Here is an 11300-nt window from a genome sequence, read left to right on the forward strand (position 1 = left end):
CCGCTGACGCCGCGGCGGCGGCCTCACGCGCGGCGCGGCGGCTCAGCGGGGGAGCCGGAGTGTGCGCGGCGGCGGCGGCACCGGTCGCGGGGGTGCGCGCGACCGTGCCGTCGGCCTCGATCTGTCCGTCGACGTGCACGAGCAGGGGCCACTCGCCGTCGTCGTCCGTGATCAGCACGTGCAGGGCGCGTCCGGCCAGTTCGGCCGAGGCGACGACCCGGGCGACGATCTCTTGCCGTACGCCCGCGTCATCCGTCGCCGAAATCGCCTGACTGACGCCGTCGATGGTCAGCTGGCCCGTCGCATCGCTGCGCACGAGCGCGCTGATCCGGGGCAGGACGGTGGGGGGTGTGGGCAAATCCTGGGGCATCGTGGATAACTTTCTGGGTGTCGCCGTTCTAGGCACTGTACCTGAACCGCCCGAATGGGGGTATCTGGCCAGTCAATCGCCCTGCGGCTCAGGTTCCGAGAGCCGCAAACTTTTCGATATCGCCCTCGGTGCCCGAGACGATGATGAGGTCGTGATTGGAGACGACCGTCTCCGCTGTCGCATAGGTGAAGGGCTTACCGGGGCTCTTCACGCCGACGACCGTGACCCGGTGCTTGCTGCGCACGCCCGAGTCGATGAGGTTGAGGCCGCGGATCGGTTTCGGCGGGTACATCTTGACCAGGGCGAAGTCGTCGTCGAATTCGATGAAGTCGAGCATGCGGCCCGACACGAGGTGGGCGACCCGCTCGCCCGCCTCGGCCTCCGGGTAGATGACATGGTTGGCGCCAATGCGCTCGAGGATCTTGCCGTGGGAGGTCGAAATGGCCTTGGCCCAGATCTGCGGAATGTTCAGGTCGACGAGGTTGGCCACGATGAGCACGCTCGCCTCGACCGAGGCGCCGGTCGCGCAGACGGCGATCGAGAAGTCTTCGGCTCCGATCTGGCGCAGCGCGTCGATGTTGCGGGCGTCGGCCTGCACGGCGTGGGTCACGCGTTCGGACCATTTCTGCACGAGCAACTCGCTCGTGTCGACGACGAGTACCTCTCGGCCCAGCCGGTCGAGCTGGCCGGCGGTGGCGGCGCCGAAACGGCCCAGGCCGATCACGAGTACCGGGGCATCATGTTTGATCAGGTCAGCCAACGATGGGCCTTTCTTCGGGGCGTTTGAACAGCTGCCGACTCTGGCTCGCGGCCAGGGCCGCAGCCAATGTCACTGTACCAACCCGGCCCATAAACATCGTGGCCGCGAGCACATAGACGCCCTCGGGTGGCAGGTCGGCGGTCAGGCCGGTTGACAGTCCGCAGGTCGCGAAGGCAGAGATCACGTCAAAGAGCACCATATCGAGGGGCGCTTTCGAGATGTGCAGAATCAGAATCGTCGACACGGCGACCGTCGTCGCACCCCACAGCACGACGCTCACCGCGAGGCGCAGCATGTCGCTCGGAATCCGTCGGCCGAAGGCCTCCATCTCCTGCTTGCCACGGGCCTCCGCGAAGGCTGCAAGAAAGAGGATGGCGAGGGTCGTGACCTTGATACCGCCTGCGGTCGACGCCGACCCGCCGCCGATGAACATGAGCATGCCGCTCAGCAACAGGCTTGACCCGTTGAGATCGCTGACCACGATCGTCGAAAAGCCGCCTGACCGGGTCATCATCGACATGAACAGTGACTGGAATATGGTGTCGCCGGCGTTCAGCGAACCGAAGGTCTTGGGGTTGTCGAACTCCAGCAAGATGTAGAACAGCGTGCCGAGCAGCAGCAGGGCGACCGTGGTGACGAGGGTGAGCTTGACGTGCAGCGACCAGCGGCGGGGGCCGCGAAAAGCGCGGGCGAAGGCGTAGATCACGGGAAAGCCGAGGCTGCCGAGAAACACGCCGAGCATCAGCGCGGAGAGAAACCAGTAGTCGTTGGCAAACTGGTCCAGGCCCTGCACATTGGGGCTGAACCCCGTATTGGTGAAGGCCATGGCTGAGTAATAGAAGCTGTGCCAGAGGGCTTCGCCGACCGCGACGCCGTCGATGAGCATGCGCGGAAACAGCAGAGCGGCCACGACGACCTCGATCACGAAGGCGCTGATGGCGACGGTGACCAGCAGGCTGCCGACCTCGCCGAGGCGCACCGCCTGGCCCTCGTTCACCGGCCCGGCGTGGATGCGAGACGGGTTGGAGTCGCTCGCGGCCATGAGCTTGGCACGCAGCCCAAGGCGGCGAGAGATGACCAGGCCCATCAGCGAGGCGAGCGTCAAGACACCGATTCCGCCGATATTCACGCCGACGAACACCAGGATGTTGCCGAAACCTGACCAGTGCGTTGCCATGTCCACGGTCGCCAGACCGGTGACGCAGATGACCGAAACGGCCGTGAAGAGCGCGTCGTGCAGGGGGGTGATGGTGCGGTCGGCGGATGCGATCGGCAGCGAGAACAGCACGGTGAAGACGAGAATCAGCGCGGTGAAGACGAGGATCGCGAAGCGTGAGGGGGAGGAGCGCACCAGGTGATCGACGGCGTCGCGGATGCGGCCGTACCAGGTGGTGGACCTGCGTCCGAACCGCCCCGGTGTGATGGTCGAGTGCACTGGAACCCCTCGGTTGACCTGCGAGCGTTGACAAGTTGTCATGGTACTACCCATCGGGAATGGCTACCCTTATGAAATGGCAGACATCTTCGACGTGGTGGCGGACTCGACCCGGCGGGACATCCTGCGCATCCTTCTTGAACGGTACAACGTCTCAAATGAGTCCCGCGGCGAGGCCCGTGGCGAGCTCAGCGTGTCCGACATCGTCGTGCGGCTGGGCCTGAGCCAGCCGACCGTCTCCAAGCACCTCAAGGTGCTGCGCGAGGCGACCCTCGTCGTGGTGCGCGAGGAGGGCCAGCACCGCTATTACCACCTCAACTACGCCCCCCTCGAACAAATCGAGGACTGGCTGATTCCCTTTCTCAGCGTGGACTTCGATGCGACCCCCGACCTCACCACCGAAGAGGTCGAGGCCGGCCTGCGCGATGAGCAGCGCGCCTTTGCCTCGGCAATCGGTAAGGCCTTTGCCGACACTTCGTTCCAGATGTCGCACGCGGTCAAAGACGCGACGACGAAGAAATGGCGCAAGAATCCATAGTTCAGAGCGGATGCCCCGGCCTCGTTTAAGCATCCGGAATCGCCCGGCCGCCGACGCCGCGTAGGGCGGGCCAACTTTTCCGGCTAGAATGGGGTTTTCGTGTCTGTCGCGAGTCCCGCGGCGCATCCAATCTTTGTGAGGTCCGTGTGGGTTCTGTAATCAAGAAGCGACGCAAGCGTATGGCGAAGAAGAAGCACCGCAAGCTTCTTCGTAAGACTCGTCACCAGCGTCGTAACAAGAAGTAGACGGTACTGCGAGCAGTATCTGCAAGAAGTATCTTCGGGACGACCTCGGTCGTTCTGAGGCGTGAGCGCTGGGCCACTATGGCCCGGCGCACTCTGCTTTAACGGGCGGGCGTGCTTTTACGCGCGTGCGTCAACCTGCGCTGTGCTTGAGCCGGCGCCCGGCCGTGCCCTCTAGGCTGGTCGGATGAGTACCGTACACCTGACCCTGATCGGCAAGCCCGGCTGTCACCTCTGCGATGACGCCCGCGACCTGGTCGGTACCGTCGTCGCGAAGCTCGCCGATGATCCGGCTGCGCCCGTGATCACCCTCGAAGAGAAGTCGATCCTCGATGATGCCGCGCTGCACGAACTGTATGTCGAAGACATCCCGGTGCTTCTGCTCAACGGCAAGGTACACAACTACTGGCGCATCGACCCACTGCGCCTGCGCACGGCCCTTCTGGAGGCTAAATCATGACCATCCGCCACATTGTCTGCTGGAAACTCAGCGCCGTCACCCCGCGCAAGAAGGCCGCGGATGCCGCTGGAATCGTGGCCGGCCTCGAAGCGCTCGTCGGTGTCGTGCCCGAGATTCTCGCGTTGACCGTGGGGCCGGATGTTGCCGGTGACGAGAACTGGGACGTCGCGCTGATCGCAGACTTCGACGACCTCGAGGCGCTCGACCGCTACCAGAAGCACCCGGAGCACAAGAAGGCGGGCGCGTTCATTCGCACCGTCGTCTCCGACCGCCTCGCGGTCGACCTGCAGGTCGCCTGACCCGCAGGCCTGGGTCAGAGGGTCGGCTCGCGAGGTTTCGACCAGCGCGCTGCGCGCGCAGGCTCAACCAGCGGATGTTTCGACCAGCGCGCTGCGCGCGCAGGCTCAACCAGCGGATCTTTCGTCCGCTCCTCAACCAGCGGATCTTCCGTCCGCTGGTTGAGGAGCGTGTCTCGGCAAGCTCGACAACCGACGAGCGTCTCGAAACCTGGTGGGCCGGCCTGCAGAGTTGCGGCGGGGTTAGGGCTCGAGGCGGGTCGGTCCGCGGAACAGGTAGGTGACCTCGCGAATCGAGGCCTGGTGCAGCATCAGCATCAGCACCCGGGCGAGTCCCATGCCGAAACCACCGTGCGACGGCACGCCGTAACGGAAGAAGTCGAGGTATCCCTCGATCTCTGCCGGGTCGAGACCCTTCTCCACGGCCTGCGCTTCAAGCACCTCGATGCGGTGCTCGCGCTGGGCGCCCGTGGAGATCTCGGTGCCGTTGAAGATGAGGTCGTAGCTCTTGGTGATCGACTCGTCGCCTTCATGACGCATGTGATAGAACGGCCGGATGCTCGAGGCGTAGTCGGTGAGGAACACGAATTCGTGGCCGAACTTCTCGAGCACGTAGGCGGCGATCTGTCGCTCGCCCTCCGGGTCCATGTCGTCGTCGTCGCGGGGAACCTCGTAGCCGCGGCTCTTCACGATCTCCTTGGCCTCGGCGAGGGGGATGCGCGGGAACGGCTGAGCCGGAACGGTGACCTCGACGTCGAAGAGGGCCTTGACCTCGTCGCCGTGCTTTGCCTTGACGGCGGTGAAACCGGCGACCATCAGGTCTTCGTGCAGCTGCATGACGTCTTCGTGGCTGTCGATCCAGCTGATCTCGGAGTCGACGCTCGTGAACTCCGTCGCGTGACGGCTCGTGAACGAGGGGTCGGCGCGGAACGCCGGGCCCACCTCGAAGATCTTGCCGAAGCCGGCGGACTGGGCCATCTGCTTAAAGAACTGCGGGCTCTGCGCGAGGTAGGCCTTGGTCTCGAAGTAGCCGACCTCGAACAGTTCGGCGCGGCTCTCGCTCGCGCTCGCCATCAGCTTCGGGGTGTGCAGCTCGATGAAGTCGTGCTCGATCCAGTACGTGCGCAGCGCGTGCTCGAACGTGGTCTGGATGCGAAAGATGAGGTTCTGCTTCGGGTTGCGCAGGTCGAGGAAGCGCCAGTCCATCCGCTTGTCGAGGCTCGAGTCGGCCGCGATCGGTGTCTCGGGAATGGCCGCCGAGACCACGGTGAGGGTGGCGAGCTTGATCTCGATGCCGCCGAGCTTGACGCGCTCGTCGTGCTTGAGCTGACCGGTCACGGTCACGAAGGTGCCCTGGGCCAGGCCAGAGATGCTCGTGGCCGGCTCATCGGCGACGACGAGACCCTCGGCATCCGTCGTGCGCGGGTTCACCAACTGCACGGCACCGGATTCGTCGCGAAGAACGACGAATTGCACCTTCTTCTGGTCGCGCACAGTGTCGACCCATCCGGACACCGTTACGGGGCCGTCGTCGAGAGCGGACAGGTTCTTGATCAATACGCGCGAAGTCACACGTTCCAGTGTAGAGGTGCGCCCAGCCCCCAGATCGGGCGCAGCGGGCATACGGTCAATTCAAGGGGACGACCTCCGTAGAATTGAGCGCGTGGTAGCCAGTCAGTTGCATCTTGTTCGTCACGGTGAGGTTTTCAACCCCGAAGGCGTTCTCTATGGACGGCTGCCACAGTTTCGACTCTCCGACCTGGGCGTGCAGATGGCGCAGGCCGCGGCCGCCGAGCTCGTTGAACGCGGTCGGCCCGTCGTGAGCGTCATCGCCTCGCCGCTGCAGCGGGCCCGCGAATCCGCCGAACCCATCGCGGCCGCCTTCAACCTCACGACCACGATCGACGAACGCCTCATCGAACCCACCAACCGCTTCGAGGGCAAACGCCTGCGCGGCGAAGGCGGTGCCCTGCATGATCCGAAAAACTGGCCGCTGCTGATCAACCCGCTGCGCCCCAGCTGGGGTGAACCGTTCCGGTCTATTTCGAAGCGGATGCTCACCGCCATCGATGACGCCTGGCAGTCGGTGCCAGAGGGCGACGTGGTACTCGTCAGCCACCAACTGCCGATCTGGATGGTGCACCGCACCCTCGCTCAGGAGCGTCTCTTTCATGACCCGCGCCAGCGCCGCTGCGCACTGTCGAGCATCACGACGCTGTCGTGGCGCGGCAACCGCTTCGCCGAGACGGCGTATTCGAGCCCGGCCGAGGGTCTGCAGGGCGACGCCATCGACGTGGGAGCCGTATGAGCCGCCGGATTCGAAGCGCGCTGATCGGGCTCACCGCGGCCGCGCTCATGCTCACCGGGTGCAGTTCCGACCCGCTCGCCGAACAGTACCGCGAGGGCAGCAACAAGGGCTACATCGCGGGCGACGGCAGCATCACCGAGATCGCCGTGGCTGAGCGCGGCGACCCCGTCGAGTTCGCGGGCCTGACCGAGACCGGCGACCCCGTCGCATCCGCCGACTACCTCGGCGAGGTCACCGTGGTGAACTTTTGGTACGCCAGCTGCGCGCCCTGCCGCGCCGAAGCCGACGAGCTGCAGAGTCTGAACGCCCAGTTCGAGGGCAACGGCGCGAGCTTTCTCGGCGTGAACGTGCGCGACCAGGCCCCGAACGCACTCGCCTTCAGCGAGACCTATTCGATCACCTACCCCTCGGTGCTCGACGTCGACGACGGCGCCATGCAGCTCGCCTTCAGCGGCAGCATCCCCCCGAACGCCGTGCCGACCACCCTCGTGCTCGACGCCGAGGGCCGCGTCGCCGCCCGCATTCTGGGCGCGATCCCCGAGGCCTCGATCCTGGAGACGCTGATCACCGACACGATCGCCGAGGGCTCGCCCGCGGAGGGCAACTAGGCGTGGACAACCCCTTCGGCGAGATCGTCTTCAGCGGCGAGCTCTACTTTGCGATTCCGATCGCGGTGCTCGCCGGGCTGGTGTCGTTCGCCTCGCCGTGCATCCTGCCGCTCGTGCCCGGGTATCTCGCGTACATTGGCGGCTTCACCGATGGCAGCACGGCCGCGTCCAAGCGCGACCGCCGCGGCCGCAACCGCCTGCTCGCCGGCGTCGGCCTGTTCATTCTCGGCTTCACCGTGATCTTCGTACTCACCGGGGTCGTCTTCGGCGCGGCCGGATTCTGGCTCAATCAGTACCGTGACCTGATCACCCGCATTGCCGGGGTCGTCGTGATTCTGCTCGGGCTCGTCTTCGTCGGCCAGTTCGGGGCGATGCAGCGCACCGTCAAGACCTCGTGGCGCCCGAAGATGGGCCTGGCCGGAGCGCCGCTGCTCGGCGCTGTTTTCGCCGTCGGCTGGACGCCGTGTACGGGGCCGACGCTCACCGCAATCAACTCGCTCAGCCTCAGTAGTGGTTCTCCCTGGCAGGGCGGCCTGCTGGCCCTGTTCTACTCGCTCGGTCTCGGCATCCCCTTTCTGCTCATCGCCCTCGGCTTCAACTGGGCGACCGGCACCGTACGTTTTCTCAAGCGCCACATTCGAGCGATCAACCTCTTCGGCGGCGTTCTGCTCATCGTCATCGGAGTGCTCATGGTGAGCGGCATCTGGAGCGTCTGGCTCCTCGACCTGCAAGGGGTGATTGGCAGCTTTGTCCCGGCCATCTGACCATTTTGATTCCCGCCCGACGGATGCTCCGGCCGGCGTCGTGCAGCCCCGGCTCGGCTTCGTCGGCTGGTTGCGTTTTCTGTGGCGCCAGCTCACGAGCATGCGCACCGCGCTGTTTCTGCTGTTGCTGCTCGCGATCGCGGCGGTGCCAGGCTCGCTCGTGCCGCAGCGCTCCTCCGACCCGAACGGGGTCACGCAGTACTTCGCCGACAACCCCGATCTCGCCCCGGTGCTCGACAACATCCAGGCCTTCGACGTGTATTCCTCGGCCTGGTTCTCGGCGATCTACCTGCTGCTGTTCGTCTCGCTCATCGGCTGTGTCATCCCGCGCACCAAACACCACCTCATCGCTCTGCGCGCGACCCCGCCCGCGACCCCCGCCAGGCTGGCCCGACTGGCCGGGTTCACGACCCGCACCGCTCCGGCCGGAACGGATGCGGGGGCCGCCATCACGACGGCCCGCACCCTGCTGAAATCCAGCGGCTACCGGGTCGCCCTCTACGACAAGGCCGGCAGCACGTCGGTGTCGGCCGAGCGCGGCTACCTGCGGGAAACCGGCAACCTGGTCTTTCACTTTGCGCTCGTGGGCATCCTCGTGGTCGTCGGATTCGGCGGCGGTTTCGGCTTCGCCGGTCAGCGGGTGCTCGTGGAAGGGCAGACCTTCGTCAACACCCTCCTCGCCTACGACTCCTTCAACCCCGGCCGCTTCTTCGACGACTCCACGCTCGACCCGTATACGCTCACCCTCGATGACTTCGCCGTTGAGTACGAGGCCGAGAACCTCAACGCCATCGGCCAGCCCGTCGACTTCACCGCCGGCGTCACCGTCACCCCGCGCGGCGAAGAACCGGAGGCCGGCGAGGTCAAGGTCAACGGTCCGCTGCGCACCGGCGGCACCGACATCTTTCTGCTCGGCAACGGATACGCACCGTCGATCACGGTCACCTCGCCAGACGGCTCGGATGTCTTCTCCGACTCGGTACCGTTCCTGCCGCAGGATGCCAACCTCACCTCGCTCGGTGTCGTGAAGGTTCCCGACGGCCTCGCCGAGCAGGTCGGCATGATCGGATTCTTCTACCCCACCCAGGAGACCGCCCAGTCCGGGGCGTTCTTCTCCTCGTACCCTGACCTCGTCTACCCGATGCTCACGCTCAACGTCTACACCGGTGACCTCGGCCTCGACGAGGGAGTGCCGACATCCGTCTATTCGCTGTTGATCGACGACATGACCCAGCTGACCGGCGGTGACACCGGGGTGCAGACCCTCGAGCTGCGGCCGGGGGAGACCCTCGACCTGCCGAATGGCCTCGGCACGGTGACGTTCAACAACGCCGATGAGGCGGCCACCGCCGACGATCTCTCCAACTCGGTTCCGCGCTTCGCGTCGTTTGATATTCACCACGACCCGACCCAGGCCTGGGTACTGACGTTCGCGATTCTGATTCTGCTCGGGCTGCTCACCGGGCTGCTCGTTCCGCGCCGGCGCATCTGGGTGAAGGCCGTCGCGCAGGCCGACGGCTCGCTGAGCCTCGAGTACGCGGGCCTGGCCCGCGGCGAAGACCCCGCCCTCGAGGCGGCGGTCACCGCGCTCGCCGATCGGCACCTGGCCGCGCTCCCCAGCATTGGGGCGGGCGCAGCCGGTGCGGATGCTGCCAAACCCGTTCATCCCGCCGATTCGACCCTCGAACAGACTTAGGCTTACTTCGTGAATCTCAACGATCTCTCCATCATGAGCCTGTACTCGGCCATGGCCGTGTACGCGCTCGCGTTCATCGCATTCGCCATCGACCTCGCCAAGCGATCGGCCGCGGTCGACGCGGCCGGGCAGGCTGCCGGGGCGCCGGTGTCGGGGGAAGCCTCCGGAGCTGCCTCCGGAGCGGCTGGCTCCGGCGGCTCGACGCTCACGCTGAATCGACTGAGCACGCGCATCAATAACGATGCGGTCACGCCATATTCGCACTCGGCGAGCCTGCGGGTCGGAATGTCGCTCACGGTGCTGGCGGCCGCGCTGCACCTGTTCGCCACCCTCACCCGCGGTATCGCCGCGGACCGCGTTCCGTGGGCGAACATGTACGAGTTCGCGATGACCGGCACGCTGCTCATCGTCGCGGTGTACCTGATCGTGCTGATCCGGGTGGATCTGCGTTTTCTCGGCACGTTCGTGACCGGGCTGGTACTCGTGCTGCTCGGCGTCGCTGCGGTCAGCTTCTACGTCGAGGTCGCCCCGCTGCCGCCCGCGCTGCAGTCGGCCTGGCTCGTGATTCACGTCTTCGTGGCCTCGCTCGGCACCGGGTTCTTCGCCCTCGGGTTCGCACTCTCATTCGTGCAGCTGCTGCAGTTTCGTCGGGAGAGCCTGGTCGCCGATACCCGCCCGGTGCGCCTGCGCTTTCTCGCCACGCTGCCGTCGTCGGCGACGCTGGAAAACCTCGCCTACCGCGTCAACATCATCGGCTTCATCCTGTGGACCTTCACGCTCATGGCCGGCTCGGTCTGGGCCGAACAGGCCTGGGGTCGCTACTGGGGCTGGGACACCAAAGAGGTCTGGACCTTCATTATCTGGGTCATCTACGCCGGCTACATTCACGCCCGCGCGACCCGCGGCTGGCGCGGATCACGCTCCGCCTGGCTCTCGATCGTCGGATTTGCCGCTGTCATGTTCAACTTCGGCATCGTCAACGTGTTCTTCAAGGGCCTGCACGCGTACTCGGGCCTGTAGCCCCTCCGCCGGTTGAGCCGCGCCTCCGCTGGTTGAGCCGCGACGTGTTTCGGCGGGCTCAACAACCGGCGGTCGAAACCACGCAGGCTGACCTATGGTCCGAGGGTTGGCTCGCGGGGTTTCGACCAGCGCGCTGTGCGCGCAGGCTCAACCAGCGGAGCCTCGCTGGTTGAGCCGCGACGAAGGAGCGGTCGAAACCACGCAGGCCGACCTATGGTCCGAGGGTTGGCTCGCGGGGTTTCGACCAGCGCGCTGTGCGCGCAGGCTCAACCAGCGGAGCCTCGCTGGTTGAGCCGCGACGAAGGAGCGGTCGAAACCAAGGGGCTGATTCCGAGGGTCGGCTCGCGGGGTTTCGACCAGCGCGCTGTGCGCGCAGGCTCAACCTGCGGAGCCTCGCTGGTTGAGCCGCGAGCTTGCGAGCGGTCGAAACCAGGCAGGCCGACCTATGGTCCGAGGGTCGGCTCGCGGGGTTTCGACCAGCGCGCTGTGCGCGCAGGCTCAACCAGCGGAGCCTCGCGGGTTGAGCCGCGACGAAGGAGCGGTCGAAACCAAGGGGCTGATTCCGAGGGTCGGCTCGCGGGGTTTCGACCAGCGCGCTGTGCGCGCAGGCTCAACCTGCGGAGCCTCGCTGGTTGAGCCGCGAGCTTGCGAGCGGTCGAAACCAGGCAGGCCGACCTATGGTCCGAGGGTCGGCTCGCGGGGTTTCGACCAGCGCGCTTTGCGCGCAGGCTCAACCAGCGGAGCCTCGCGGGTTGAGCCGCGACGAAGGAGCGGTCGAAACCAAGGGGCTGATTCCGAGGGTC

Annotated in this window: 12 protein-coding genes and 1 pseudogene; 9 read left to right on the forward strand and 4 right to left on the reverse strand. The window is 65.9% G+C overall.

All coding sequences use genetic code 11. The annotated features are described in order from the left end of the window. The 3 genes and pseudogenes from E3T55_RS06005 to E3T55_RS06015 all read right to left on the reverse strand — a co-directional run. A pseudogene (locus E3T55_RS06005) lies at nt 1-358 on the reverse strand (hypothetical protein); the annotation flags it as partial. Between the two features lie 100 nt (nt 359-458). Next, the gene (locus E3T55_RS06010) at nt 459-1130 is read right to left on the reverse strand and encodes a potassium channel family protein (protein WP_119972410.1); all 672 of its coding nucleotides are present in this window, start codon (nt 1128-1130) and stop codon (nt 459-461) included. Then, the gene (locus tag E3T55_RS06015) at nt 1123-2565 is read right to left on the reverse strand and encodes a TrkH family potassium uptake protein (protein WP_420897976.1); all 1443 of its coding nucleotides are present in this window, start codon (nt 2563-2565) and stop codon (nt 1123-1125) included. Before E3T55_RS06015 ends, E3T55_RS06010 begins: the two co-directional genes overlap by 8 nt. Nucleotides 2566-2641: 76 nt before the next feature. Between E3T55_RS06015 and E3T55_RS06020 the strand changes: the two genes are divergently transcribed. From E3T55_RS06020 to E3T55_RS06035, 4 genes are all read left to right on the forward strand, one after another. Next, nucleotides 2642-3103: an ArsR/SmtB family transcription factor gene (locus E3T55_RS06020; protein ID WP_134518675.1), complete on the forward strand. Its 462-nt coding sequence runs from the start codon at nt 2642-2644 to the stop codon at nt 3101-3103. 146 nt (nt 3104-3249) lie between these two features. Then, a complete protein-coding gene (locus E3T55_RS06025) occupies nt 3250-3348 on the forward strand; it encodes a 30S ribosomal protein bS22 (RefSeq protein WP_003792170.1) in 99 nt (32 codons plus the stop codon). A 184-nt stretch (nt 3349-3532) separates the two neighbouring features. Beyond that, complete coding sequence (locus E3T55_RS06030) at nt 3533-3805, forward strand: glutaredoxin family protein (RefSeq protein WP_134518676.1); 273 nt, start codon at nt 3533-3535, stop codon at nt 3803-3805. After that, the gene (locus E3T55_RS06035) at nt 3802-4104 is read left to right on the forward strand and encodes a Dabb family protein (RefSeq protein ID WP_134518677.1); all 303 of its coding nucleotides are present in this window, start codon (nt 3802-3804) and stop codon (nt 4102-4104) included. The genes E3T55_RS06030 and E3T55_RS06035 overlap by 4 nt, the downstream gene beginning before the upstream one ends. A 240-nt stretch (nt 4105-4344) precedes the next feature. On the opposite strand, the gene aspS is transcribed toward E3T55_RS06035, so the two are convergent. Then, nucleotides 4345-5658, reverse strand: coding sequence for an aspartate--tRNA(Asn) ligase (gene aspS, locus E3T55_RS06040; protein ID WP_134518682.1), 1314 nt, complete (start codon nt 5656-5658; stop codon nt 4345-4347). A 106-nt stretch (nt 5659-5764) separates the two neighbouring features. Here aspS and E3T55_RS06045 point away from each other — a divergent pair, with 106 nt between their 5' ends. From E3T55_RS06045 to ccsB, 5 genes are read left to right on the forward strand one after another with little or no spacing between them, the layout of a single operon-like run. Continuing rightward, nucleotides 5765-6409, forward strand: coding sequence for a histidine phosphatase family protein (locus E3T55_RS06045; protein WP_134518678.1), 645 nt, complete (start codon nt 5765-5767; stop codon nt 6407-6409). After that, the gene (locus E3T55_RS06050; protein ID WP_134518679.1) at nt 6406-7017 is read left to right on the forward strand and encodes a TlpA family protein disulfide reductase; all 612 of its coding nucleotides are present in this window, start codon (nt 6406-6408) and stop codon (nt 7015-7017) included. The genes E3T55_RS06045 and E3T55_RS06050 overlap by 4 nt, the downstream gene beginning before the upstream one ends. Before the next feature lie 2 nt (nt 7018-7019). Further along, on the forward strand, nt 7020-7781 hold the full coding sequence (locus tag E3T55_RS06055) for a cytochrome c biogenesis CcdA family protein (protein ID WP_134518680.1): 762 nt from the start codon (nt 7020-7022) through the stop codon (nt 7779-7781). Next, the gene (resB, locus tag E3T55_RS06060; RefSeq protein WP_134518681.1) at nt 7765-9477 is read left to right on the forward strand and encodes a cytochrome c biogenesis protein ResB; all 1713 of its coding nucleotides are present in this window, start codon (nt 7765-7767) and stop codon (nt 9475-9477) included. The genes E3T55_RS06055 and resB overlap by 17 nt, the downstream gene beginning before the upstream one ends. A gap of 33 nt (nt 9478-9510) precedes the next feature. Next, the gene (gene ccsB, locus E3T55_RS06065; RefSeq protein WP_134518683.1) at nt 9511-10497 is read left to right on the forward strand and encodes a c-type cytochrome biogenesis protein CcsB; all 987 of its coding nucleotides are present in this window, start codon (nt 9511-9513) and stop codon (nt 10495-10497) included. The last annotated feature ends 803 nt before the right edge of the window (nt 10498-11300 follow it).

The sequence above is a fragment of the Cryobacterium frigoriphilum genome (assembly GCF_004403305.1).
Classification (GTDB): domain Bacteria; phylum Actinomycetota; class Actinomycetes; order Actinomycetales; family Microbacteriaceae; genus Cryobacterium; species Cryobacterium frigoriphilum.

Coding starts and splice junctions, on each gene's coding strand:
- E3T55_RS06020 (WP_134518675.1), top strand. CDS start 2,642: ATGGCAGACATCTTCGACGTGGTGGCGGACTCGACCCGGCGGGACATC.
- E3T55_RS06030 (WP_134518676.1), top strand. CDS start 3,533: ATGAGTACCGTACACCTGACCCTGATCGGCAAGCCCGGCTGTCACCTC.
- E3T55_RS06035 (WP_134518677.1), top strand. CDS start 3,802: ATGACCATCCGCCACATTGTCTGCTGGAAACTCAGCGCCGTCACCCCG.
- E3T55_RS06050 (WP_134518679.1), top strand. CDS start 6,406: ATGAGCCGCCGGATTCGAAGCGCGCTGATCGGGCTCACCGCGGCCGCG.
- ccsB (WP_134518683.1), top strand. CDS start 9,511: ATGAGCCTGTACTCGGCCATGGCCGTGTACGCGCTCGCGTTCATCGCA.